This is a genomic window from Phyllobacterium calauticae, assembly GCF_019991125.1.
Lineage (GTDB): Bacteria > Pseudomonadota > Alphaproteobacteria > Rhizobiales > Rhizobiaceae > Phyllobacterium > Phyllobacterium calauticae.
Map to the genome: position 1 here is coordinate 1 of NZ_JAGENB010000003.1, position 23,504 is coordinate 23,504.

22 protein-coding genes are annotated in these 23,504 nt (G+C 60.1%); 3 read left to right on the top strand and 19 right to left on the bottom strand.

Features of this window, described 5'->3' with window-relative positions:
• The first annotated feature begins 468 nt into the window (after window positions 1-468).
• The gene (locus J1W56_RS11790; RefSeq protein ID WP_223613502.1) at window positions 469-2,421 is read left to right on the top strand and encodes a M23 family metallopeptidase; all 1,953 of its coding nucleotides are present in this window, start codon (window positions 469-471) and stop codon (window positions 2,419-2,421) included.
• Window positions 2,422-2,436: 15 nt separating this feature from the next.
• Here J1W56_RS11790 and J1W56_RS11795 read toward each other — a convergent pair whose 3' ends face one another.
• From J1W56_RS11795 to J1W56_RS11835, 9 genes are all read right to left on the bottom strand, one after another.
• Window positions 2,437-3,864 (bottom strand): L,D-transpeptidase family protein, encoded by a 1,428-nt coding sequence (locus J1W56_RS11795; RefSeq protein WP_223613503.1) that lies wholly within the window; start codon window positions 3,862-3,864, stop codon window positions 2,437-2,439.
• A gap of 171 nt (window positions 3,865-4,035) precedes the next feature.
• Window positions 4,036-6,648 carry an ATP-dependent chaperone ClpB gene (clpB, locus tag J1W56_RS11800; RefSeq protein WP_223613504.1) on the bottom strand — a complete coding sequence of 871 codons (2,613 nt, stop codon included), beginning with the start codon at window positions 6,646-6,648 and terminating at the stop codon, window positions 4,036-4,038.
• 208 nt (window positions 6,649-6,856) lie between these two features.
• On the bottom strand, window positions 6,857-7,591 hold the full coding sequence (locus tag J1W56_RS11805; RefSeq protein ID WP_223613505.1) for a DUF4167 domain-containing protein: 735 nt from the start codon (window positions 7,589-7,591) through the stop codon (window positions 6,857-6,859).
• Between the two features lie 295 nt (window positions 7,592-7,886).
• Window positions 7,887-8,756 (bottom strand): peptide chain release factor N(5)-glutamine methyltransferase, encoded by an 870-nt coding sequence (prmC, locus tag J1W56_RS11810; protein WP_223613506.1) that lies wholly within the window; start codon window positions 8,754-8,756, stop codon window positions 7,887-7,889.
• Window positions 8,757-8,761: 5 nt separating this feature from the next.
• The gene (prfA, locus tag J1W56_RS11815) at window positions 8,762-9,841 is read right to left on the bottom strand and encodes a peptide chain release factor 1 (protein ID WP_223613507.1); all 1,080 of its coding nucleotides are present in this window, start codon (window positions 9,839-9,841) and stop codon (window positions 8,762-8,764) included.
• A 24-nt stretch (window positions 9,842-9,865) separates the two neighbouring features.
• Window positions 9,866-12,106, bottom strand: a complete 2,241-nt coding sequence (gene ptsP, locus J1W56_RS11820; RefSeq protein WP_223613508.1) for a phosphoenolpyruvate--protein phosphotransferase — start codon at window positions 12,104-12,106, stop codon at window positions 9,866-9,868.
• Window positions 12,107-12,259: 153 nt separating this feature from the next.
• Window positions 12,260-13,513: an aspartate kinase gene (locus tag J1W56_RS11825; RefSeq protein WP_182552176.1), complete on the bottom strand. Its 1,254-nt coding sequence runs from the start codon at window positions 13,511-13,513 to the stop codon at window positions 12,260-12,262.
• A 189-nt stretch (window positions 13,514-13,702) separates the two neighbouring features.
• Window positions 13,703-14,014, bottom strand: a complete 312-nt coding sequence (locus J1W56_RS11830; RefSeq protein ID WP_223613509.1) for a type II toxin-antitoxin system RelE/ParE family toxin — start codon at window positions 14,012-14,014, stop codon at window positions 13,703-13,705.
• A gap of 3 nt (window positions 14,015-14,017) precedes the next feature.
• Window positions 14,018-14,278: a type II toxin-antitoxin system ParD family antitoxin gene (locus J1W56_RS11835; RefSeq protein ID WP_223613510.1), complete on the bottom strand. Its 261-nt coding sequence runs from the start codon at window positions 14,276-14,278 to the stop codon at window positions 14,018-14,020.
• A gap of 156 nt (window positions 14,279-14,434) precedes the next feature.
• On the opposite strand from J1W56_RS11835, the gene ubiG reads away from it, so the two are divergent.
• Window positions 14,435-15,178 carry a bifunctional 2-polyprenyl-6-hydroxyphenol methylase/3-demethylubiquinol 3-O-methyltransferase UbiG gene (gene ubiG / locus J1W56_RS11840; RefSeq protein ID WP_223613511.1) on the top strand — a complete coding sequence of 248 codons (744 nt, stop codon included), beginning with the start codon at window positions 14,435-14,437 and terminating at the stop codon, window positions 15,176-15,178.
• Here the strand turns inward: ubiG and J1W56_RS11845 are convergent.
• The 5 genes from J1W56_RS11845 to J1W56_RS11865 all read right to left on the bottom strand — a co-directional run bounded on the left by J1W56_RS11845 (window position 15,168) and on the right by J1W56_RS11865 (window position 18,523).
• A complete protein-coding gene (locus J1W56_RS11845) occupies window positions 15,168-16,067 on the bottom strand; it encodes a DMT family transporter (protein WP_223613512.1) in 900 nt (299 codons plus the stop codon). The genes ubiG and J1W56_RS11845 overlap by 11 nt on opposite strands.
• A 63-nt stretch (window positions 16,068-16,130) precedes the next feature.
• Window positions 16,131-16,544 carry a DUF1178 family protein gene (locus J1W56_RS11850; protein WP_223613513.1) on the bottom strand — a complete coding sequence of 138 codons (414 nt, stop codon included), beginning with the start codon at window positions 16,542-16,544 and terminating at the stop codon, window positions 16,131-16,133.
• Complete coding sequence (locus J1W56_RS11855) at window positions 16,541-17,410, bottom strand: carbon-nitrogen hydrolase family protein (RefSeq protein WP_223613514.1); 870 nt, start codon at window positions 17,408-17,410, stop codon at window positions 16,541-16,543. The genes J1W56_RS11850 and J1W56_RS11855 overlap by 4 nt, the downstream gene beginning before the upstream one ends.
• 10 nt (window positions 17,411-17,420) lie before the next feature.
• Window positions 17,421-17,690, bottom strand: a complete 270-nt coding sequence (gene grxC / locus J1W56_RS11860) for a glutaredoxin 3 (protein ID WP_223613515.1) — start codon at window positions 17,688-17,690, stop codon at window positions 17,421-17,423.
• Between the two features lie 77 nt (window positions 17,691-17,767).
• On the bottom strand, window positions 17,768-18,523 hold the full coding sequence (locus J1W56_RS11865) for a ComF family protein (protein ID WP_223613516.1): 756 nt from the start codon (window positions 18,521-18,523) through the stop codon (window positions 17,768-17,770).
• 64 nt (window positions 18,524-18,587) lie between these two features.
• Here J1W56_RS11865 and J1W56_RS11870 point away from each other — a divergent pair, with 64 nt between their 5' ends.
• On the top strand, window positions 18,588-19,478 hold the full coding sequence (locus J1W56_RS11870) for a methyltransferase domain-containing protein (RefSeq protein ID WP_223613517.1): 891 nt from the start codon (window positions 18,588-18,590) through the stop codon (window positions 19,476-19,478).
• Between the two features lie 9 nt (window positions 19,479-19,487).
• Here the strand turns inward: J1W56_RS11870 and J1W56_RS11875 are convergent, their stop codons facing one another.
• The 5 genes from J1W56_RS11875 to J1W56_RS11895 all read right to left on the bottom strand — a co-directional run bounded on the left by J1W56_RS11875 (window position 19,488) and on the right by J1W56_RS11895 (window position 23,361).
• Complete coding sequence (locus J1W56_RS11875) at window positions 19,488-19,808, bottom strand: hypothetical protein (protein WP_223613518.1); 321 nt, start codon at window positions 19,806-19,808, stop codon at window positions 19,488-19,490.
• A gap of 114 nt (window positions 19,809-19,922) precedes the next feature.
• Window positions 19,923-20,339: a (deoxy)nucleoside triphosphate pyrophosphohydrolase gene (locus J1W56_RS11880; protein WP_223613519.1), complete on the bottom strand. Its 417-nt coding sequence runs from the start codon at window positions 20,337-20,339 to the stop codon at window positions 19,923-19,925.
• Window positions 20,336-21,088, bottom strand: a complete 753-nt coding sequence (locus tag J1W56_RS11885) for a GNAT family N-acetyltransferase (RefSeq protein WP_223613520.1) — start codon at window positions 21,086-21,088, stop codon at window positions 20,336-20,338. Before J1W56_RS11885 ends, J1W56_RS11880 begins: the two co-directional genes overlap by 4 nt.
• 20 nt (window positions 21,089-21,108) lie before the next feature.
• Window positions 21,109-22,350 carry a bifunctional glutamate N-acetyltransferase/amino-acid acetyltransferase ArgJ gene (gene argJ, locus J1W56_RS11890; protein ID WP_223613521.1) on the bottom strand — a complete coding sequence of 414 codons (1,242 nt, stop codon included), beginning with the start codon at window positions 22,348-22,350 and terminating at the stop codon, window positions 21,109-21,111.
• Between the two features lie 90 nt (window positions 22,351-22,440).
• A complete protein-coding gene (locus tag J1W56_RS11895; RefSeq protein WP_374042751.1) occupies window positions 22,441-23,361 on the bottom strand; it encodes a peptidylprolyl isomerase in 921 nt (306 codons plus the stop codon).
• Between the last annotated feature and the right edge of the window lie 143 nt (window positions 23,362-23,504).

Below are 23,504 nucleotides of genomic sequence, written 5' to 3' on the forward strand. Positions count from 1 at the left end.
ACTTGCGTAACAATCCGAAAACCACTTGAGAGCTTCCTTTAGGGCGCATTCAGCAACCGCCAGCGGCGCCCCGCCCTCGTTGTGTCGGTATATAGACCCCACCCACCAAAACTGTCAACACGCCTTTTGCGTTTTTTATCAAAAATGTGACACGATTTATCCACAGCCCCGTATTTGCTGGACGAAACGCCGGCAAATAAGCCGCCGAAGCGTATTGTGATGGCCGCGGCCACAAACATGCCGGATTCAAACCCTAGCGCTGGCTCGCATGCGCGGGTTCATTTCCGGGGATCATGACGGGTATCTCTCTATATAGGCACTCTTCACGATCGGCGCGTTGACAGATGGAAGCTGCGAGGGCAAAACTGCGGCCTTGTTGACTTCGTACCAGTAAATGGCTGGTCGGCACGCGCCGAAAAATCAAATAAGCCTGCATCAATAACGGCGACAGGATCGACACTGAGAAGCATGAAAGAGTACGAGGGGCACTCATCCATCGATCCGGGCAACGAACCGCCGTTGATTACAGACGGGCGTCGCGGCCCGCCCGATCGCCGTGAAATATCGGCACGATGGCTGGCCGGGACCTTTCTGACCGGCATTACCTCCAGTGTATTGATGGGCGTGGCCCTGTTTGCCGCGCTCGATGGCCGCGAACAGCTGGCGACGCCGCCGGAACTGATGGCCCGCACCCTCGTCCCCGCCGCCAGGGACAACAGCAGCGTGGCCAAGGGCACGCGCGTTGCCGCGACCACGCCCGTCCGCCGCAACCGTGACCGCCGCCGTCTTGATGTCTCCACGGTCTTCAAGGAAGGCGAACGCGACGTCATCCGCTCCACACCATTCGAATATGTCCGCATAGCGCTTGCCTTTGTCCACAACAGCAACCGCAAATATCCCGGCTTCAATCCGCTGGACGTGTTTGCCGAGGCCAACGAAGGAACCGACCCCACCCCCAAGACCGGCATGATCTACGGCGCCAAGGTGGAAAGTGAAGTCAGCCTGCGCACCGTGGACTTTCCCCTCGCCACCGCACAATTCGATCCGTCCGACGATTTGAGCGCCGACGAGGTGGAAGACGTTGTCCGCAACACCGGCGCGCTGCTCACCGACGGCGCGGTTCAGGTAGCCTCGCTGCACTACGTGGATCCCTTGCGCTTCGGCGCCGACGAGGACCCTTTCAATCTGCGCAATCCGCTTGCGGTCAAGATCATCCAGGAAAATGTCAGCGTCTCGCCCCGGATGGGCGAAGATGCCGAAAGCCATGGCTACTCGGAAGAGCTGATACCGTTCCGCAACGACAAGGACATCCTCGGCGCCTTCAATGAAGCGGGCTACGAGGACGAAGATGCCACCGGCATGTCCGAAGCGATCGCGAAACTTCTCAACTCGCCGCGCCTCAAGGGCGGCAGTGTCCTGCGCCTGGGGATTGAGTCGCACGACGGTGTCGACCGGATCATGCGGTCGAGCGTCTACAACGGCACCACACACATTCTGACCATCGCCCTCAACGACAAGGACCAGTATGTGCCGGCCGACGAACCGGAGATGACACCGGGACTGCAGCTTGCCTTTGACGACAACCCGCCCGCCTCGCGCCAGCCCGGCGATCTTCCCACGGTCTATGACGGCATTTATCGTGCGGGCATCGCCTATGGCATGACCGACACGATGATCCAGCAGCTAATCCGCATGCTGGCGTCGGATGTGGATTTCCAGGCGCAGCTTGCCCCGACCGACCAGCTGGAAGCGTTCTTCTCGCTGCCGGCCGATTCGGAAAGGGCGGGCGACGAATCGGAAATACTCTATGTCGCCGCCAATTTCGGCGGCAATCTGCGCAAATTCTACCGATTCCATTCCGCCGACGGCTCGACCGATTATTATGACGAGAACGGCCGCAGCTCAAAACAGTTCCTGCTGCGCAATCCCGTGCCCAATGGTGTGTTCCGCTCGCCGTTCGGCATGCGCCGCCACCCCATTCTCGGTTATTCCCGCATGCATACGGGCGTCGACTGGTCCGCGCCGCGCGGCACGCCGATCATCGCGGCCGGCAACGGCGTGGTCGAACGCGCCGGCTGGACCAACGGCTATGGCAACCAGACGGTCCTGCGGCATTCCAACGGTTATGAAAGCAGCTATTCGCACCAGAACGCCATTGCGGCCGGTGTGACACCGGGTGCCAAGGTCCGGCAGGGCCAGGTGATCGGCTATCTCGGCTCGACCGGTCTGTCGACCGGTCCGCATCTGCACTATGAAGTCATCGTCAACGGGTCGAAAGTGGACCCTATGCGCATCCGCCTGCCCGGCGGGCGGGCGCTTGGCGGCGATGATCTCACCGCCTTCAAGCGCGAGCGCGAGCGCATCGATCAACTGCTGAAGGACGATAACGGCAACGCACCCAAGGTTGCCGCCAGCGGCTGACCGCTGCTCCAGGTTTTACTCCTGGAACTCCACGGTCACACCTTTCTGCACCAGCTTCGACAATTCCGTCGCATCCCAATTGGTCAGGCGGACGCAGCCATGGCTGTTGGTCTTGCCGATCTTTGACGGTTCCGGCGTGCCGTGGATGCCATAGGTCGGCTTCGACAGCGCGATCCAGACCGTTCCCACCGGCCCGTTGGGACCGGGCGGGATGGTCAGCACCTTGTTGTTTTCGCCCTGCTTGAAGTTCAGCTTGGGATTGTAGGTGTAGTTGGGATTGATCGCGATGCGCTCCACCTGCACGATCCCTGACGGCGACGGCGTATCGGTCGAGCCGATGGTTGCGGGATAGGCCACGATGAGCCGCCCCTCGGCATTATAGCCGCGCACCTGCTTGCGGCCCTTGTCGGCGATGATCTTGGTCACCGAACCGCCGACATTCTGGCCGGGATTGGCAACCTGGATCACCGTGCCGGGACGATTGAAATCCGCACCCGGATTGATTTCCTTCAGGTAAGCCTCGTCCATGTGAAAGCGCTCGCCCAGCATTTCGGGAACGGAAGTAAAGGCCATCCGCTCGAGCTGAGCCTTGTGGCTGTAATCCTCGGGGATCGAGGCGACGAAGGGATAGGCCGCATCTTCCGATGTGATTGTATAGGCAACGAAGGCAGGACCGCCCGTCTGTTCGAGCGAGGCATTGATTCCCGCTTCGTTGAGCGGGTCGAATTTCTGGCCGGTCATTTCCTCGAAAGCCGCCACGGCCTTGTCGACATTGCCGCCCTTGCGACCGTCGATGACGCCGGGCGAAACGCCGACCCGGTCGAGGAGCACCTGGATGGCAGCGATCTTGCTCTTGGCGCCCTGCCCCTTCGGCAATTGCACGGCGGGCGCCGGATTGGGATGCGCCGGGATGGCTTCCTGCGATGGTGGCGATGCCAGATTTTCGCCCGGCATTTCCGGATCGATCAGACCGGGAGACGCCGGCGCCATATCCGGCTGATTGTTGGCCGGCGGCAGCGGCGCACGCTCGACCGTGCGATAGTCGCGCTCGGACGGTTGCGATGGTTGCCCCCGATACGGGTCGTTCGGGCGATTCGCATAGGGATCTTCGGGAATTGATCCGGTATCGTAGGGATCCTGCGGTGCATCGGGAAAATAGTCGATGCCGCGGCCGTCATTGGCATCATTGCGCGGCTCTTCGACCGAAACAACCCGGCCACGGCGGTCCACCGTCACCCGGCGGTTATATTCATCGAAATAAACGCGGTATTCGCCGCGGCGCGGCCGCCGGTCCGATTCGAACAATTGCGCAACGGCAAAGGGCGCCTGATTCGCCTGGGCGCTTGCCGCGAGGCTTGCCGCCTGCACGGGGGATATGGGCGCCGATACCGCCAGAATGGCGGCAAAAAACAATGCAAACACAATCAAATGACGAAACGCCATATTTTCAACTTCCGGTTTCCGCTAACGCACTCTTAAGCATAAATGACCGACTTTCCTGTCTTTATGGTTAATGCGGCGCTTTTATCGTCGCATCTACAGCATGAAGCAGACATGAAAATGGCCGCCATGCGGCGGCCATTCCGATTCTTCGCTTCTTTGCCGGAACAGTGCTCAGGCGGCTTCGCTCTTGTCCCGATCGGGCGCGGATTTGACCGACCTGAAATTGAGCCGGTCGGAACCCGCGGTGATCTTGACGGTCGAACCATCGAGAATCTCACCGAGCAGGATCTTTTCCGCCAGCGGATCCTGCACCTGCTTCTGGATCACGCGCTTCAATGGCCGTGCACCATAGGCAGGATCATAGCCCTTGTCCGCCAGCCAGTGGGTTGCATCCTCGTCGATCTTGATGATGATCTTGCGATCCGCCAGCAAGGACTGCAGACGCTCCATCTGAATCGCCACGATCGCCCCCATTTCGTTCCGCTTCAGGCGGTGGAACAGGATGATCTCATCCACGCGGTTGAGGAATTCCGGCCTGAACGAGGCCTTGACCACGTTCATCACGTCCTCGCGGGCGCTTTCCACATCCTGGTCTTCGCGCAGCGCGGTCAGATATTCCGCACCGAGGTTGGACGTCATGATGATCAGCGTATTGCGGAAATCCACCGTCCGGCCTTGGCCATCCGTCAGACGTCCGTCATCGAGCACCTGCAACAGCACGTTGAACACATCCGGATGCGCCTTTTCGATCTCGTCGAACAGGACAACCTGATAAGGCCTGCGCCGGACCGCTTCCGTCAGCGCTCCACCTTCCTCATAGCCGACATAACCGGGAGGAGCACCGATCAGACGCGCGACCGAATGCTTCTCCATATATTCGGACATGTCGATGCGAACCATGGCGGTTTCGTCGCTGAACAGGAACGCGGCCAGAGCCTTGGTGAGCTCCGTCTTGCCGACACCGGTCGGTCCGAGGAAAATGAACGAGCCAATCGGCCGGTTCGGATCCTGCAGACCCGCACGCGCACGGCGCACGGCTTTGGAAACGGCCTGAACCGCTTCACCCTGTCCGATAACCCGCTTGGCCAGTTCGTCTTCCATGCGCAACAGCTTTTCACGCTCACCTTCCAGCATCCGGTCAACCGGGATGCCGGTCCAGCGGGACACAACCTGCGCGATATGATCGGGCGTGACGATTTCCTCGACCATCGATGTCGATCCATCCTGCTGCTCGGCCTGCGCCAGCTGCTTTTCCAGCTGCGGGATCGTGCCATAGGCAAGCTCGCCCGCCTTCTGGAATTCACCGTTGCGCTGCGCGGCTGCCAGGGCATTGCGCGCTTCATCCAGCTGACCTTTCAGGTCGGCCGCATGCCCGAGCTTCTGCTTTTCCGACTGCCAGGTGTTGGTCAGCGCCGTGGACTGCTCCTCAAGTTCGACCAATTCCTTTTCCAGCCGCTCCAGACGGTCTTTCGACGCATCGTCCTTCTCGACCTTCAGGGCCTCGCGTTCGATCTTCAGCTGCATGATGCGGCGATCGATTTCGTCGAGTTCTTCCGGCTTGGAATCCACCTGCATCCGCAGGCGCGCCGCGCCTTCGTCAATCAGGTCGATCGCCTTGTCCGGCAGGAAGCGGTCGGTGATATAGCGGTTCGACAGCGTTGCGGCAGCAACCAGGGCCGAATCGGAAATGCGAACCTTGTGGTGCTGTTCATACTTCTCCTTCAATCCGCGCAGGATCGAAATCGTATCCTCGACCGACGGCTCGTCGACAAACACCGGCTGGAACCGCCGGGCCAGCGCCGGGTCCTTTTCCACGTGTTTGCGATACTCGTCGAGTGTCGTTGCGCCAACGCAATGCAGTTCGCCGCGTGCCAGGGCAGGCTTCAACAGGTTCGAAGCGTCCATTGACCCCTCGCCCTTGCCGGCGCCGACCAGCGTGTGCATTTCATCGATGAACAGGATGATGTTGCCATTGGCCGACTGCACTTCGGAAAGCACACCCTTCAGGCGCTCTTCAAACTCGCCGCGATATTTCGCACCGGCGATCAGCGCACCCATGTCGAGCGCCATCAGCTGCTTGTCCTTCAGGGACTCCGGCACGTCGCCATTGACGATGCGCAGCGCCAGCCCTTCGGCGATCGCCGTCTTGCCGACGCCGGGTTCACCGATGAGAACCGGATTGTTCTTGGTACGGCGCGACAGGACCTGGATCGTCCGGCGGATTTCGTCGTCGCGGCCGATAACCGGGTCGAGCTTGCCCGACCGCGCATCGGCGGTCAGGTCGCGCGCATATTTCTTCAACGCGTCATAGGTGTTTTCAGCGGAAGCCGAATCGGCGGTCCGGCCCTTGCGGATATCGTTGATAACCGCATTGAGGCCCGTGGCGGTCACGCCCGCGCGGCTCAGGATTTCCGATGTCTTTGCCGACTTCTCGATGGCAAGCGCCGTCAGCAGCCGTTCAACCGTGACAAAACTGTCGCCGGCCTTCTTGGCAAGCTCTTCCGCCGTGGCGAAAACCTTGGCCAGCGGCTGTGCAAGATACAGCTGTTCGTTGCCGCCGGTGACTTTCGGCAGCGCATTGAGCGCGGCCTGCAACCCCAGGCGCACATCGGCTATACGCCCGCCCGCCCGCTCAATCAGCGATGCGGCAAGGCCTTCCTCGTCATCGACGAGAACCTTGAGCAAATGCTCCGGTGCAAACTGCTGATTGCTGGAAGAAAGTGCGAAGGTCTGTGCAGACTGGATGAAGCCGCGAACGCGCTCAGTGTATTTTTCAAGATTCATTCTTTGTCTCCTTTTCCCCAGAACCCTGAAGCGGCATCCTGGAGTCTTCTGGTGACGGATCCCCTGCAAGAGGCAGATCCATACGATCAAGGCTCATATGGGATTGCATTCCTGCGCCCGCAAGATACTCCCAAAGCAGGAATTTGAAAAAAGAAAACGGCGCGGAAATTATTCCGCGCCGTTTGCAAAATCAGGTGTTTTACGTGGGTCAGACGTCGGATTCGACAGCTGCCCGGCGTTTCTTCACTTCGGCCACGATGCTGGCCGGGGAAAGATCATTGGCGGTATCCGCAGCTGCAGCAGCAGGTGCTGCATTTTCTTCGGTTACGCGCGGCTCACGCGGACGCGCTGGCCTGCGGCCACGCGGTGCCCGGCGTGCCGGCTTTGCTTCGGCCGCGTCCTGGGATTCGCCGGATTCCGCTTCCGTTTCGCCTTCATCGCTGGAGGCGTTCTCTTCGGCAACCGGAGCCTGGTTATACTGCCGGCGCTGCTGATGCGGCTGCCGCTGGCTGACCGGCTCTTCGCCATAGGCAACTTCCGCAGGCGTTCCTTCGATCACCGGCTGCGGTCCGCTGCCATTGATCTGCTGGTGCTGGACCGGACGGTCCTGCTGCTGTTCGTTGCCGTCATCATCGTAGACGCCATCGTCGTCCTGGTCATCGCGGTCATCGCGCTGATACTGAACGGGTGCCTGAGCCTGAGCAGCAAGAATGATTCGATTGTAATGTTCGGCGTGCTGGAGATAGTTTTCTGCCATCACGCGATCACCACTGCTCTGTGCGTCACGCGCCAGAGTGGTGTACTTTTCGGCGACGTGCTGAGCATTTCCCCGGATTTTAACGTCGGGACCGTTGCTCTCGTAGTTACGGGAAAGTGGGTTGGGACCTTTGCGGTTGTTGTTACCGCGTCCGCGCATGCGCCTATTCTGCTGTACTGGCCTCATACTTATCTCTTTTCAGAAAATCAGGGGCGCTCATTTGCTCACCATTTGAGTCAAAAAGCTTCGCTTCTCAAGTGCCGACCTGAAGCGCGCCCCGCGCTTCAATCGCATCCAAAGTTCATAAAACTTTTGTGCTTCCGCTAAAACCATCCCTCCAAGAACAATTCCGAGGAGAAATCAAACACCCGGAAAATTCCGTATCAATCTCTTGATAGGCAAAACCAGACTTGTTCGGTTTAGAGCGGTGACTGGAAACTAGCCGCCTTCGCGACAAATTCCAAGCCTTTTTTCAATAATTTTACAGCTTCATGAACAACATTGCTCTTTCGTGCCCGGCGATATCCGTCTGCAGACCCTTCAAGGCGAAGCCTGATCTTGCAAAAATCGCCTCGACATCCATCCGCTGATCATAGCCGATTTCCACGGCAATTGCGCCGTTCACGCGCAGATGCCTGTCCGCCTGTTCCGCAATGATGCGATAGGGCTTAAGGCCATCCGCGCCGCCATCCAGCGCCAGAACCGGATCGTGCATTGCCACTTCGGGCTGCAAATCCACTATGTCTTTCGACCGGATATAGGGCGGATTGGAAATTATCATGTCAAATCCGCCAGTTACCTCAGCAAACCAGTTGGAATGCAGCACGGCGAACCGATTGGACACACCATTGAGATGGGCATTGTCGCGCGCCGTTACAAGAGCGCCCGGCGCAATATCCACGCCGATGGCCCGCAGATGCGGGACCTGACCCAGCAAGGCAATGGCGATGGCGCCTGTGCCCGTTCCAAGGTCGATGAGATCGGCAACGCCATTCTCCGCCACACGTTGCTGCAGGAATGGCAGGGCAAGTTCGACCAGCGCTTCCGTGTCAGGCCGGGGCTCCAGCGTATCGGCGGACAGTGAAAATTCCAGCCCGAAAAAGGCGCGCCGACCAATGATCCGGTGCACTGATTCGCCGTTGATTCGCCGGTTAAGCACCACGTCGAGCCGGGCCAGGACGTCCACCGCCACCTCATTGTGCGGATTGCGGATCGTTTCAAGCCGGTCAAAGCCGGTGATCCATTCAACCAGAAGGCGCGCATCAAGCTCCGCATTTTCAATGCCAGCTTTGATTAGGACAGAACGGGCCTGAATGTGGACATCAGCAAGGCGCGAACCACCTTCAACCATGCCCGTCAGTACCCGTCATTCATCTGGGCGAGAAGAGCTGTCTGATGGTCGGAAATCAGCGCCCCGATCAGTTCGTCCAGATCGCCTTCCATGATGCGGTCGAGCTTGTACAGCGTCAGGTTGATGCGATGGTCGGTGACGCGGCCCTGCGGAAAATTATAGGTGCGGATGCGCTCCGAACGGTCGCCGGAGCCAACCTGGCTGCGCCGCGCTTCAGAACGCTCGCTGTCGGCCTTCTGCCGCTGCATGTCAAACAGCCTGGACCGCAGCACCTGCATGGCGCGGGCGCGGTTCTGGTGCTGGGATTTTTCCGCCTGCACCACGACGATGCCCGAGGGGATATGCGTGATGCGCACTGCCGAGTCCGTCGTGTTGACGTGCTGGCCGCCCGAACCCGATGCACGCATCGTGTCGATGCGGATATCTTCGGCGCGAATATCGATATCGATTTCCTCGGCTTCCGGCAGAACGGCAACGGTGGCGGCGGAGGTGTGGATGCGGCCGCTTGCTTCCGTATCCGGCACGCGCTGCACCCGGTGCACGCCCGACTCGAATTTCAGCTTGGCAAAAACCCCCCTGCCCGAAACCATGGCGATCACTTCCTTGTAGCCGCCGGCTTCACCGTCGCTGGCCGAAATCAGCTCGACCCGCCAGCCATTGGCCGACGCATAGCGTTCATACATGCGGAAGAGGTCGCCGCCGAACAGCGCGGCTTCCGAGCCGCCCGTTCCCGCGCGGATTTCCAGAATGGCATTGCGCTCGTCGGCGACGTCCTTCGGCAGGAGCAGAACCTGAATGTCCTGTTCCAGCGCTTCGATACGTTCGTTGATATCAGGCAGTTCCGCCTCGGCGAGATCGCGCATCTCCTTGTCGGTCGCCGCATCGTTGAGCATGGATTTCAGATCGTCGGCTTCGCTGCGCGATGCCAGCAGATCGCGAATCCTGGCAACCACCGGCTCCAGCTCGGAATATTCCGATGCAAGCTTCACATAGGTGTCGGAATCCGGATTGCTCGCCATTTGCGTTTCAATCATGGAAAACCGCTTCAGCAGCTGATCCATACGATCCTGCGGAATGGACATCATTTTAGTTCATTACCTCTGCAGATTTCACAGCGCAACGCCTGTTCGCTCTGCGAATTTGTTCAGGACATGCCGCAGCGAACCGGTGTCGCCGTGATTGTCGATGGCATCGGTGAGCTGCGCATGCAATTCACCGACATCGAGTGTACCCAGCATCGCCTTGATCGGACCGATGGACGCCGGCGACATGGAAATGGAGCGGAAACCCAGCGCGATCAGGGCCATGGCCGAAAGCGGCTTGCCTGCCATTTCCCCGCACAGCGTCACGTCCGTATTGTTGCGGACGCCAGCCTGCGCGATCTGGCGCAGCACCCGCAGGAACGGCACCGACAGATTGTCAAACCGGTCGGTGATCATCGAGTTGCCGCGATCAACCGCCATGACGAACTGGAAGAGGTCGTTGGAGCCGACCGAAACGAAATCCACAACCGACATCAGTTCATCGAGCTGCCAGAGCAGCGACGGCACCTCGACCATTGCACCGATCTTCACCCGCGTCGGCAGGTTGTGGGCAAAGCGCGAGAGGTGCTGCACTTCGCGGTTGATCAGTTCGCTCGCCTTGCGCACTTCCGCCACTTCCGTGACCATCGGAATCATCAGGCGCAATTCACGCCCGCCGGCCGCCTTCAGCAGCGCACGCACCTGTGTGCGCAGCAGGCCTGGACGGTCGAGCGTCAGGCGGATCGCCCGCCACCCCATGGCCGGGTTTTCCTCGTTCACATTGCTGCGGAAATAGGGAAGCACCTTGTCGCCGCCGATATCCAGCGTGCGGAATGTCACCGGCCGGTCACCGGCCGCATCCAGCACCGAACGGTAAAGCCGCTCCTGCTGCTCGGCCCGCGGGAAGGTCGACGCCACCATGAATTGCAGTTCCGTGCGGAACAAGCCGATACCTGCAGCGCCGGCTTCCGCCAGTTGCGGCAGATCGACGAGAAGTCCCGCATTCATCAGCAATGTGATGGGCACACCGTCCTTGGTTACAGATGGCTTGTCACGCAGTTCGCGATAAAGCGCCTGGCGCTTGGCGCGGAACTTGACCTTCTCCGAATAGGCCGCCTCAACATCCGCCTGCGGGCGCAAATGCACCCTGCCGTCATCGCCATCGACGATGACCGCATCGTTGTTTTCAGCCATGGAGACGACACCCTTGACCTGACCGGCCACGGGAATACCCATGGCGCGGGCCACGATCACCACATGGCTGGTCGCCGCACCGTCTTCCAGAACCAGGCCGCGCAGGCGTTCACGCGGATAATCAAGAAGTTCGGCAGCGCCCATCGACCGGGCAATGATGATGGCATCCTTGGCCAGCGAACCGGCCATGGTCTTCACGTCGCGGCCCATCAGCTGGCGCAACAACCGGTTGGCAAGATCATCGAAATCGCTGAGCCGTTCGCGCATGTAGGGGTCGGTCAGATGCATCATCCGCGCACGCGTGTCGCTCTGGACCTTCTCCACGGCTGCTTCTGCCGTCAGGCCATTGCGGATTGCCTCTTCGAGACGCCGCACCCAGCCGGTGTCATGCGCGAACATGCGATAGGCTTCCAGCACTTCGCGGTGTTCGCCCTCGAACGCCACATCGCGGCGCGACAGCATGTCATCGATGGAAATGCGCAGCGAACCCAGCGACGTTTCAAGCCGGTCGATTTCCGTATCGATGTTTTCGTTGAACAGATTGGTCACCACGATGCGCGGCTCGTGCAGCACGACATGGCCAAGACCGACACCGTCATTGAAGGCACTGCCGGAAAAGCTCATGGGCTTGCCGAGATCCAGCTCGACACCTGGCCGCGCCAGTCGGGTCAGGCTGCCCGCGGCGACCATTTCCGCCAGGACCATCGCCGTGGTTTCGAGTGCTTCGACTTCGTCCTCGCGGTAGACGCGCTTGGTCCGGTTCTGCACGACGAGAACGCCGAGCGTCCGCCCGGCCCGCAGGATCGGCACACCGAGGAAGGAGTTGTAGATTTCTTCACCCGTTTCCGGCAGGTAGGCGAAGGCCGGATGCGTCTGGGCATCCGTCAGGTTGAGCGGCCGGGCGCTCGAGGCGATCGTACCGACAAGACCCTGGCCAAGCCGCAACTGCGCCAAGTGAACCGCGGACGGATTCAAACCTTCGGTTGCATAGAGTTCGAGAACACCGTCCGAGCGCAGGACGTAGAACGAGCACACTTCCGCAACCATGTTCTGCGCGATTTCGCGAACGATCCGGTCAAGCCTCTCCTGCGGCTCAAGAGCCTCCGCCATCAATTCGCGGAGACGCTTCAGCATGACACGAGGACCTGATATCTGCTCGCGCGTGGGCACCCATCTGCTCCATATTATTATTGGCAAGACCGGAATGGTCTTGCCAATCAACTCTTTGATTCATCATGTCAGTCGAGACGTTCACCGACAAACAGAATCTCTGTCTTAGACGGTAAATTAATGCTTATCCAGACCGTAGACAGAATGCAAAGTCCGAACCGCAAGTTCCGCATAGGGACCGTCGATCAGAATGGAAATCTTGATTTCCGAGGTGGTGATGGCGCGAATGTTGATGCCCTTGTCCGCCAATGCGCGGAATGCCGTTGCCGCAACGCCCGCGTGGCTTCGCATACCGATGCCGATCACCGAGACCTTCACCATGCCGGCTTCCGACTGGATGATGTCACAACCGATCTCTGCCTTGACCTTTTCCAGAACAGCCAGCGCCTTGTCGAGATCGCCCGAGGGAACCGTAAAGGTCATGTCGGTTTTCGATCCGTCCTCGGAGATGTTCTGCACGATCATGTCGACATTGATGTGCGCTTCGGCCAGCGGGCCGAAAATGCCGGCGGAAATACCGGGACGGTCTGCAACACGGCGCAAGGAAATCTGAGCTTCGTCCTTGGCGTAGGCAATTCCTGTTACAACCTGCTGTTCCACGATTTCTTCCTCGTCGCAAATAAGTGTACCGGGCGGATTGATCAGATCACCCATGCCCGGCGCATCGGGGTCTTCGAAACTGGATCGCACAAATGTGCGCACTTTGTGCACCATCGCAAGCTCGACGGACCGCACCTGCAGAACTTTCGCCCCAAGGGACGCCATCTCGAGCATTTCTTCAAACGAAATGCGTGACAGCCGGCGGGCCTTCGGTTCGACACGCGGATCGGTGGTGTAGACGCCATCGACATCGGTGTAGATGTCGCAACGGTCCGCCTTGACCGAGGCGGCAATCGCCACGGCGCTCGTATCCGAGCCGCCACGGCCGAGCGTCGAAATGCGGTTGTCCGGGCCAATGCCCTGGAAACCGGCGATAACGGCAACCTGGCCTTCCTTGAAACGTTCGATCAGGAACGAACCATCTATATCGATGATGCGCGCTGCGCCATGGGCATTGTCCGTCTTGATCGGAATCTGCCAGCCCTGCCAGGACCGCGCGTGCACGCCCATGTGCTGCAGGGCAACCGCAAGCAATCCCGCCGTCACCTGCTCGCCGGAAGCCACGATAGCGTCGTATTCGCGGGCATCGTGCATCGGCGAGGTCTGGCGGGTCCAGGCGACGAGCTCGTTGGTTTTCCCTGCCATTGCGGAAACGACGACCGCGACTTCGTGCCCTGCATCAACTTCACGTTTGACATGCCGGGCCACATTACGGATGCGGTCGATATCGGCCACCGAAGTGCCGCCGAATTTCATCACAATGCGTGCCATGGGAAATACCGTTCTGGAAAGGCTTGAAAATGGGATCGAAAACGATCCGCCCTGTCGAAAGCGGAGCGCGGTTTCCCATAACGAAATTATGACGCAACTGCAAGAACGCGAGATCAAGCCCGTCAGGTTTTTGGAGGCAGCCTGTCGTTGAAGGTCAATCTTGGTTCTCGGACAAAAGAAACGTGAAATTCAATCGCGATTCTGCAAGAGATCGGCGGTGATGTCGCGGCCACCATAGAAAACGCCCAAAATCACCACACTGTCCGATGTCACCGCAAACGCGATACTGACGCTGCGCCTGTACCCGATGATGCGCACGCCCGCCATGATATCGTCCCGAATGCTACAGCGTTTGGGAAAGGTCGCGAGCCCAAGACAACAGTCCCGAATGCCGGCCAGAAACGCTTGCGCACGCTCCGGATTGGCATTGGCACGGATATAGTCGTAAAGTTCAACCAGTTCCTGCTCGGCCCGTGGATGAAATACGATCTTGTAATCCATGGGCTATCTGGCTTTCATGCCACGGCCCCGTGCCTCGAGAGCAGCGAACACTTTCTCGGCAGGAATACCCATGGCCGGATCCTTCTGCAGTTCCTCCAGACGATTGGGAATTTCTTTGCGCAGCCAGTTTTCCCGCGCCTCTTCAAAATCTTCCAGCATACGCAGACCTGCCCGCACAACCTCACTGGCATTGTTATAGCGACCGGTTTCGAGCTGTTTCTTGATGAAACGCTCATAATGGTCCCCAAGTGCAATGCTTGTCATGGCATCCATTCCTCAACGCTGTTGCGACCATAATTGGCGCATCATTTGATAACAATAGATACTAATGGATAACACGCATGCCCGGGAAGCGGAATTTGCGTCTTGACATTTTTTGCCGGAAGGGGCCACTCCAGAGGCAGCAAAAAGGACGTTGCCATGACCGAAGCCCAACGCAGCACGATCGATGCCGCCGAAGTAGACCGCTTTTCGCGCATGGCGGCCGAATGGTGGAATCCGCAAGGCAAGTTCCGCCCCCTGCACAAGTTCAATCCAACGCGCCTCGCCTACATCAAGGAAAAGGTCTGCGCCCATTACGGCATCGATCCGAACAGCCCACGGCCGTTTGCCGGCCTGCGCCTGCTCGACATCGGCTGCGGCGGCGGCCTGCTGTGTGAGCCGATGGCCCGGCTGGGCGCTACCGTTGTCGGCGCCGATGCCAGCGAGACCAATATCGAAGTGGCCAAAATTCATGCTGCCCAGAGCGGCCTCGATATCGATTACCGTGCCACGACAGCCGAAGCGCTGGCAGAGGCCGGGGAGCAGTTCGATATCGTCCTGAACATGGAAGTGGTCGAGCATGTCGCCGATGTGGAGCTTTACCTCACCGCCTGTGCACAGATGGTCAAGCCGGGCGGCGTGACCTTCGTCGCCACCATCAACCGCACGTTGAAAGCGCTCGGCCTTGCCATTTTCGGCGCCGAATATGTCTTGCGCTGGTTGCCGCGCGGCACCCATCAGTACGAAAAGCTGGTGCGTCCGGAAGAGCTTGAGGGGCCGCTGACACAGGCCGGGCTCGAAATCACGGAGAAGGTCGGCGTCACCTACAATCCGCTCGCCGACAGCTGGAACCGTTCGACCGATACCGACGTCAACTACATGGTGCTGGCAGTCAGGCCGTAGCCTTCGTCATCATCCGCTGCGCCTTGGTCGTCATCAGCACGCCGATGGTGATGATGACCGCCCCGGCCCACGTCGCCAGCTGGTAGCTTTCGCCGAGGAACAGCGTTCCGGCGATCAGCGCCACCGCAGCGCCGACATAGCCGATCTGGCTGAGGTAAACCGGGCCGCCGACGGCCTGCAGACGGAAATACAGCGCAAACATGCAGGTGGAAGCGAGAACCTGCGCCACCACCAGCCACGGCACATTGCCAAGCGGCCCGACGGCAAAACTGCCGCTGGCGTAGAAAATAACCGGAATGAGCAACAGGGCTGTCGTCAGGTGGCTGCCCGCCGCAAGCTCGGTCGGATCGGCACCTTGCGGCCAGTCGACGGTACGGTAGACATTGCCGAGCGCCAGCAGGACCGGAATGAGCAGGCCGACGACAACCCAGAACGGTTCGGCCGGCTGTCCCACCTGCCCTCTGGTGAAGCCGACGAGCACCGCCCCGGCAAATCCCGTGAGAATGCCGAGCAATCCCAGCATATTCGGCCGCTTGATCTTGAAAAGCATCGACAGCAACAGGGTGAAGACGGGCGAGAGCGTATACATGATGCCGGTAAAGCCTGACCCGAGATGCGGAATGGCCGACAGCGTCATCAGATTGGGGATGGCATAGGAAATCAGCGCCGTCACGAGATAATACCGGGCCATGCGCCCGTTGAGCAGCGGCCGCTTCCCCATGGCCAGAAGCGCCAGCAGGAGCACGACGCCAGCACCGGTCGAGATCACGAAGGCCCAGACTGCCGGGGTTATTCCGGCGCCAAAGGCCAGCTTGCCGAACGGCAGCGTCAATCCGAGAAAGGCGCCGGTCAGGACGAGCAGCGCGGGAGCGGAATTCAGAAATGGCATGGATGCATCCGGCAGGACTGTGAAGACTGCGGCAGCTTAGACGTTCGCGTTAAAGTGGCAAGGTCAATTGTGGTCTTCAGGGAAGGTCGGCAATGGCATGATATCGACGCCGTCTTCCAGCAGCGACTGCACCTCCTGGCCCGAGGCTTCGCCATAAATCCCGCGCTGCTCCGCTTCGCCGAAATGGATCTTTCGCGCTTCCTCGGCAAAATCAGCGCCGACATAATCGGCATTCTCCCGCACCTTCCGCGCAACTTCCTTCAGCTCGCTGACCATTTTGCTCATGGCAAAAGCCATCTTCTCCTTCTGCCGTGCCGTGGTCACGGAAGGAGCCATCAATGCTTTTTCGACTTTGTGCGAACCGCAGACCGGACACGTGACCAGCCGCTTCTTCGACTGGTCGTCGAAATCATCATTGCTGCGGAACCACCCTTCGAATTCGTGGTCCTGCGCGCAGTGAAGGGAAAAGCGGATCATGACGCGGCCGATTGCCTCTCGCTCTGGCCGTCATCCGACTGAATGACCAGACCAAACGGGCGGGCATTTTTGAGATTGGGGACCTTCGACCGGGCCGCCGCACTCAGGGAGGGATCGATATCGGCGACGATCACGGCCGGGTCCGCGTGGCTGGCTTCCGCCAGAACCTCGCCCCACGGCGCAACGATGATCGAATGACCGAAGGTTTCACGGCCATCCTCATGCACGCCGCCCTGCGCCGCCGAAATGACAAAGGCACCGTTCTCGATGGCGCGGGCGCGCTGCAGGACATGCCAGTGCGCCTCGCCCGTCTGGCGTGTGAATGCCGCCGGAGCTGTCAGAACGGAGGCACCGGCCAGGGCCTGTGCGCGGAACAGCTGCGGGAAGCGCACATCATAGCAGATGGCAAAGCCCAGCCGCGCAAAGGGCAGCGTGGCGACGACGGAATCCGCGCCCGGTGCGTAGACGGCCGACTCGCGCCAGCTCTCGCCATTGTCGAGATCGACGTCGAACATGTGGATCTTGTCATAGCGGGTGATGATTTTGCCATCCGGTCCGAACAGAAAGGCGCGGTTGGCGATCTTGCCGTCTTCGCGGGCAATGGCCGTCGAGCCGATATGCAGGTGAATGCCGTGTTCTGCCGCCAGTTCCGACGCGGTGCGCACGATGACGTCGTCCTCTTCCGCGCGCAGCACATCGGCGAGCGCCTTGCGGTCGCGCTGCAGCGCGCCCGTCATTTCGGGCGTCTGCACGTAGACGGCGCCTTGGCCGACCGCGTCGGCCACATAACCGGCAAGATCGTTCGCATTGCGCTGGGGATCGACGCCGGAGCGCATCTGGATGGCCGCTGCACGAAATGAGCTCATTGTCCGTTCCTTACGCCAGTGCGCCGGTCTTCAGCAGCGGGTCAAGACGCCCCTGCTGTTCAAGCGCATAAAGGTCATCGCAACCGCCGACATGCACGGCGCCAATGAAAATCTGCGGAAAGGTCGTGCGCCCATTGGCGCGCGCCAGCATGGCTTGCCGCGCATCGGGTCGCGCCGTAGCATTGTGTTCGACAAAAGCCACGCCCTTCTTGTCCAGAAGGCCCTTGGCAGCCGTGCAATAGCCACAGCCATCGCGCGTATAGATTGTGACATCAACCATCATCATACTCCACTGTAAAGTCTATATAGGCGTCCGCAATCAAAGCGCAAAGACCCGTTTTTTCCGCAAAACAACTGTTAGACAGATAATTCTTTCGACAGAACCCGTGCAAAGGTCAAGACATCGACGCTGGAAGCGCCGCCGCGCAGCAAAGCGCGGGTTGCAGCCTTCACCGTTGCGCCGGTCGTATAGACATCATCGATCAGGAGAACCCTGCGTCCGCGCACCCTGATATCCTGGTTGTCCGGCACCTTGAACGCGCCCCTGACGTTCAGCGCGCGTTCCGCGGCGCCAAGTCCGACCTGCTGCCGGGTCGGCTTGACCCGTTTCAGGGCACCGGGCTCGAACGGCTTGCCGCTGATCCCGCTGAGATGGCGGGCAAGTTCGGCGGACTGGTTGAACCGGCGCAGCCAGAACCGCCGCGCATGCAGGGGCACCGGGACGATGACATCGCATTCGGCCAGCAGTTCGCTGCCGGCACGCGCCATCCACCGGGCCATCCAGGGGCCAAGGTCGGTCCGGTCGCTGTATTTCAGCCGGCGCACCATGGTGCTGATCGCCCTCTCATGGACGGCAACCGACCGCGCACGGCGGAACGGCGGCGGATCGGCGATTGCCTCGGCCGAGAGAATTTCCGCGCCGAGATCATGGCTGAAGGGAATGCCGAGCACCGGACAATAGGGCTTTTCGATAAAGCGGACTTTTGACCAACAGGCCGCGCAAAGGCTGCCCGGCTCGCAGACAAGGCTCTGGCATTCCGCACAAACCGGCGGAAACAGCAGCATGAACAGGCGATTTGTCACGATGCGCGCAAAAGCGCGGGCGGTTTCCATTGCAATTCCATCCGGGGCGACGCATTTAGCGGGAAGAACTATACATTGATCAGAGAAATTCGGAATGGATCAGCACAGGATCTTCGATCGGAATTTGCTTCGGCAAAGGCGCCTGCGCGCGCTTCGCCAGCACGGGATGGCGGGCGATTTCCTGCTTGCCCGTGCTGCCGATGATCTGGAAGAGCGCCTGTCCGCCGTCGAACGCAGTTTCGACGTCGCCATCGATCTTGCCAGCCACACCGGACTGGCAGCCAAGGCGATCGAACGTTCCGGCAAGGCCGCCAGCATCATCCGCATCGAACAGGACGCCCGTTTTCTCGATGCGGCGTTTCCCTCCGTCGTTGCCGATGAGGAAATGCTGCCCCTGAAACCAGCGGGTGCCGGACTGATCGTTTCGCTGCTGTCACTGCACCTGACCAACGATACACCCGGCACGCTGCTGCAGATCAGGCGCGCGCTCAAGCCGGACGGCCTGTTCCTCGGCGCCATGGCCGGCGAGGCCACCCTGTCGGAGCTGCGTGAGGTTCTGCTGGCGGCCGAAAGCGAAATCAGCGGCGGGGCGTCGCCGCGCGTTGCGCCCTTTGCCGACGTGCGCGATGTCGGCGGCCTGTTGCAGCGCGCGGGCTTCACCCTGCCGGTGACCGATATCGAAACCTACACCGTGCGCTATGATTCCCTGTTCGCACTGATGCGCGATCTGCGCGCCATGGGCATGCAGAACATTCTCTTCGGGCGGTCGCGCAAGCCGCTGACCCGCCGCTTCTTCCTGCGGGCGGCTGAAATCTATGCGGAACGCTTCAGCGATCCGGATGGGCGGATCCGGGCAACCTTCTCATTTATCTGGATGTCCGGCTGGGCGGCGCATGAATCGCAGCAGAAGCCATTGAAACCCGGCTCCGCCAAGGCGTCGCTCGCCGATTTCCTCAAAGACGTCGAAGCCCTGGAAAAGAAATAGCCGGCAGACTCAGCAGTCGCCGCTTTTGCTGCCGTTGCTGTTGAGGATGCAGACGGAATCGGGAGATTTCTGCAAAATGCTGCGGCGGATCGTGTATTCGGACGGCGCCGCCTTCTTGATCGAGCCAGTCGACATCGTGTCGATGGATCGGCTCGATGCGTAGTCCACAACGGATTTCGACTTGCGGTCGGCAAGCGGTGCAACAACCAGTGCGAGTGCGATTGCAGCAGAACCGAACAAAAGGGTTATGCGCAAGATGCCAGTTCCCGCACCCAGGAATGTCCTGGTCTGCGCTGCAGCCTCGTCGAGATTGTCGAATTTATACCCCATGCACCACCTGGAAAAATTGATCCGTCCTTGATTAAAAGTCGCCCATTCGCGTGAAGGATCGATTAACGATTTGGGTTAATTTGACGGTGATGAAATCTTAACCACGATTTGCTGTCAGAGAAGGTCGATCAGGAACGGGATCAGCGGGATATCGGCTGGTGGCATCGGGTAGTCGCGCATGTCTTTCGGCCGCACCCATTTCAACGCCTGGCCTTCCATGGAGCGCGGAATACCCTCATAGCGGCGGCAGATGAACAGCGGCATCAGCAGATGAAATGTCTCATAGGTGAAACTGGCAAAGGTCAGCGGCGCCAGGCATGCCGGCTTGACGATGATCCCCAGTTCCTCATGCAGTTCGCGGATCAGGCTTTCCTCCGGCGTTTCGCCGGGCTCCACCTTGCCGCCGGGAAACTCCCACAGGCCGGCCAGCGACTTGCCTTCCGGCCGCTGGGTCAGCAACACCCGCCCGTCGGTATCGACGAGCGCACAGGCCGTTACAAGCAGGATGGGGTGTTTGGGCGCATCGCTCATGCGTCTGGCGCCTGCCGGTAAGCGTAACGGTATGCCTCGGCAAAGCCGATCTTCTCATAGAGCGCAATGGCACCGGCGTTGTCGGCTTCCACCTGCAGCCAGCCCCGCTTGGCGCCATGCTGCGCGGCCCATTTGATGGCCGATTTGACGATCATCCGCCCGTGCCCCCTGCGGCGGCTCGCCGCCAGCGTGCCGATGTTGAACAGCCCTGCCAGTAGACCGTCCTGCACGCAGATCGCGGTCGAAACCGGCTCGCCATCCTCTTCGACGACAAACAGACCCTTGGCCGGACGAATGGCATTGATTACCTCGATCAGGCCGGGCTTGGCCGACGGATTTTCCTGCTGCACTGCGACCGCGGCATCGACGTACCGGCCGGTATCGCGCAGGGGTATCTGGTCGATGGCATCGGACAGATCGATGTTTCCGAGATCCGCCACCATGACGAGGGACTCATCAAAGCGCGACCAGCCCGACGCATCGAGATAGGCATCCAGCGCCGCAGGCGCGAGCGGCGAAAGGCGAAACACCGGCGGACGGCCATAGGCGCGCAAACGTTGAACAGCGCGGGCAACACGCTGTTCCATATTGTCGGTGTCGCCCGGATCGAGCGGATTGACCGAGTTCAGGCGTTTGGACGGGTGGCATGCCGTCATGCGGATCGCCCAGCTGCCGTCGTAGTGAACCGACGCGGCTGGCCAGGCCCTGAACCCGACAGCCTCGATCTGCCGGATCTGGGCCAGCGGCATCGTGCTCCGATCCAAGTCCATCAGCTGCGGTAATCGCCGTTGATCGTCACATATTCCTTGGTGAGGTCGCAGGTCCAGACCGTGGCCTTGCCCTTGCCGAGCCCGATATCGACCTTGACGGCAATATCCTCGTTTTTCATGTAGTCGGATGTCGCGGCTTCCGAATAGTCCGGATCGCGCTCGCCATGGCGGGCAACGCGGATATCGCCGAACCAGATGGCAAGACGGTCCCGGTCCGCCGGCTCGCCGGCCTTGCCGACCGCCATGACGATGCGGCCCCAATTGGCGTCCTCGCCGGCTGCCGCCGTCTTGACCAGCGGTGAATTGGCGATCGACAGGGCGATACGCTTGGCCGAACGCGAGGACGTCGCGCCCGTCACGGTGATCTCGAGCATCTTGCGCGCGCCCTCGCCGTCGCGCACGACCTGCAGGGCCAGGTTTTTCAACACGCGGTCGAGTGCCTTGGCAAAGGCTTTCAGGCGCTTGTCCTTTTCCTTCGTCACCGGTTCCGCCCCGCGTTCGGCAGCGGTGCCCGTTGCGAACAGCAGCAATGTATCGGATGTCGAGGTGTCGCTGTCGACCGTCACGGAGTTGAAGCTCTTGCCGACCGACTTGGACAGAAGTTTCTGCAGGATATCGGAGGCGATCGGCGCATCAGTCGCCACGAAGGACAGCATCGTTGCCATGTCGGGGGCGATCATGCCCGCACCCTTGGCGATACCGTTGATGGTCACCGGCACACCGCCAAGCAGGACGGTTTCGGTTGCAACTTTAGGGAATGTATCGGTTGTCATGATGGCGCTGGCCGCGTCCTGCCAGCGTTCGGACGTGGCGCTCTTGGCCATATCCTCGAGCAGGTGGCTGAACTTGCCGGCATCCAGCGGTTCGCCGATGACACCGGTGGAGGCGAGAAACACTTCGCCGGGCTTGCAGCCGATTGCCTTGGCGGCAGCGGCCGCCGTCGCCTTGGTCGACTCACGGCCCTTCTTGCCGGTGAAGGCGTTGGCATTGCCGGAATTGACGACAACCGCGCGGGCTTTGCCGCCGCTCAGGCTGTCACGGCAGAAATCCACCGCCGCTGACGGGCATTTGGACCGGGTAAACACACCGGCCACCGCCACCGGCTTGTCGAATACGATCAGGAGAACGTCCGTTCGGCCCTTATATTTGATTCCCGCTTCAGCGGTTGCGATCCGGGCGCCGCGAATTTCGGGCATGGCCGGGACATGTTTGGGAGCCAGGGGAGAGACAGACGTGGACATCGGTTACCTCGAAAAGGTGTTTGACAAGGTTCAGTGCGGCGGCATTTTCAAAGGGGTCAAGGCCCGGGACCGAAATCCCGGGCCAGGATATTACTGTTCCTGGGCGTCCGTAGCGGCCTTCATGGCCTTTTCGGTTTCCGGGTCGGTGTACTGGATCTTCAGGTCGGCGCGTTCCTTCTTGACCAGCTCGACATAGCGTTCACGGATGAGGATCGACTTCACCTGATCCTTGACCTGATCGAATGCCGGCGGCTGCTGCACGCGCTTGTCTTCCAGCTTGATGACATGGAAGCCGAACTGTGTCTGGACCGGTTCCTTGGTGTATTTGCCGACATCCAGCGCCATTGCCGCCTTTTCAAATTCCGGGACCATCTGTCCGGCGGAGAAATAGCCGAGGTCGCCGCCCTGTGCTGCCGATCCGTCGGTCGACTTTGCCTTGGCAACGTCTTCGAAGGAAGCACCGCCGTCGAGCTGCTTGATGATCGCTTCAGCTTCTTCCTTGGTCTTGACCAGGATATGACGGGCGCGAACTTCGTTCTGCGGCGGCATTGCTGCCATTTCCTTGTCATAGCGGGCACGCACATCGGCATCGGTGATCTTGTCGACAACCTGCTGCTTGAAGAAATCATTGTGCAGGGCACGATCCTTCAGGAACTGCATGCGTGCCTTGAATTCCGGCGTGGCATCCAGCTTCTCGGCTTCGGCCTTGGCTGCCAGGGCCTTGATGTCGATGATGGCGGCCAGAGCGGCCAAACGACGCTGCTCGTCCGGAAGACGGGCGAACTGCGGATCGAGATCGGCGGAAATCTGGTCGACGTCCTTGGAGGTGATCTTGTCGCCATTGATCGTGGCCAGCACCTTGTTCGGATCGGCCTTGACGGCATCCGCCTTGGCGGCATCCGGTTTTGCAGCACCAGCTTTACCGGCATCCTGGGCCATGGCCACGGAGGAAACACCGGTCAAAAACACAGCAGCAGTCATGAATGAAAGGGTTTTACGCAATTGGTTCATAGGTCAATTTCTCCTTAGGAGGACCGGTACGGGCTATGATTACGGCAGAATTTTGCCTTGACGAAGCGATCAACTGCGTGCTGCTTCAACATTGACATCATTCGAGCCCCCTCTTATCTGTCCATCGGCTTTGCGTCCAGATA

Bases quoted from the DNA above. Each gene is read 5' to 3' on its own strand.
- J1W56_RS11805 (WP_223613505.1), bottom strand. From the start codon at position 7,591: ATGAGGCCAGTACAGCAGAATAGGCGCATGCGCGGACGCGGTAACAAC.
- J1W56_RS11870 (WP_223613517.1), top strand. From the start codon at position 18,588: ATGGATCAGCACAGGATCTTCGATCGGAATTTGCTTCGGCAAAGGCGC.
- J1W56_RS11850 (WP_223613513.1), bottom strand. From the start codon at position 16,544: ATGATCCGCTTTTCCCTTCACTGCGCGCAGGACCACGAATTCGAAGGG.
- J1W56_RS11795 (WP_223613503.1), bottom strand. From the start codon at position 3,864: ATGGCGTTTCGTCATTTGATTGTGTTTGCATTGTTTTTTGCCGCCATT.
- J1W56_RS11885 (WP_223613520.1), bottom strand. From the start codon at position 21,088: ATGCCGCTGGCCCAGATCCGGCAGATCGAGGCTGTCGGGTTCAGGGCC.
- ubiG (WP_223613511.1), top strand. From the start codon at position 14,435: ATGACCGAAGCCCAACGCAGCACGATCGATGCCGCCGAAGTAGACCGC.
- argJ (WP_223613521.1), bottom strand. From the start codon at position 22,350: ATGTCCACGTCTGTCTCTCCCCTGGCTCCCAAACATGTCCCGGCCATG.
- J1W56_RS11830 (WP_223613509.1), bottom strand. From the start codon at position 14,014: ATGGATTACAAGATCGTATTTCATCCACGGGCCGAGCAGGAACTGGTT.
- J1W56_RS11825 (WP_182552176.1), bottom strand. From the start codon at position 13,513: ATGGCACGCATTGTGATGAAATTCGGCGGCACTTCGGTGGCCGATATC.
- J1W56_RS11865 (WP_223613516.1), bottom strand. From the start codon at position 18,523: ATGGAAACCGCCCGCGCTTTTGCGCGCATCGTGACAAATCGCCTGTTC.
- ptsP (WP_223613508.1), bottom strand. From the start codon at position 12,106: ATGCTGAAGCGTCTCCGCGAATTGATGGCGGAGGCTCTTGAGCCGCAG.
- J1W56_RS11835 (WP_223613510.1), bottom strand. From the start codon at position 14,278: ATGACAAGCATTGCACTTGGGGACCATTATGAGCGTTTCATCAAGAAA.
- clpB (WP_223613504.1), bottom strand. From the start codon at position 6,648: ATGAATCTTGAAAAATACACTGAGCGCGTTCGCGGCTTCATCCAGTCT.
- J1W56_RS11880 (WP_223613519.1), bottom strand. From the start codon at position 20,339: ATGAGCGATGCGCCCAAACACCCCATCCTGCTTGTAACGGCCTGTGCG.
- J1W56_RS11875 (WP_223613518.1), bottom strand. From the start codon at position 19,808: ATGGGGTATAAATTCGACAATCTCGACGAGGCTGCAGCGCAGACCAGG.
- J1W56_RS11855 (WP_223613514.1), bottom strand. From the start codon at position 17,410: ATGAGCTCATTTCGTGCAGCGGCCATCCAGATGCGCTCCGGCGTCGAT.
- J1W56_RS11895 (WP_374042751.1), bottom strand. From the start codon at position 23,361: ATGAACCAATTGCGTAAAACCCTTTCATTCATGACTGCTGCTGTGTTT.
- J1W56_RS11845 (WP_223613512.1), bottom strand. From the start codon at position 16,067: ATGCCATTTCTGAATTCCGCTCCCGCGCTGCTCGTCCTGACCGGCGCC.
- grxC (WP_223613515.1), bottom strand. From the start codon at position 17,690: ATGGTTGATGTCACAATCTATACGCGCGATGGCTGTGGCTATTGCACG.
- prmC (WP_223613506.1), bottom strand. From the start codon at position 8,756: ATGGTTGAAGGTGGTTCGCGCCTTGCTGATGTCCACATTCAGGCCCGT.
- J1W56_RS11790 (WP_223613502.1), top strand. From the start codon at position 469: ATGAAAGAGTACGAGGGGCACTCATCCATCGATCCGGGCAACGAACCG.
- prfA (WP_223613507.1), bottom strand. From the start codon at position 9,841: ATGATGTCCATTCCGCAGGATCGTATGGATCAGCTGCTGAAGCGGTTT.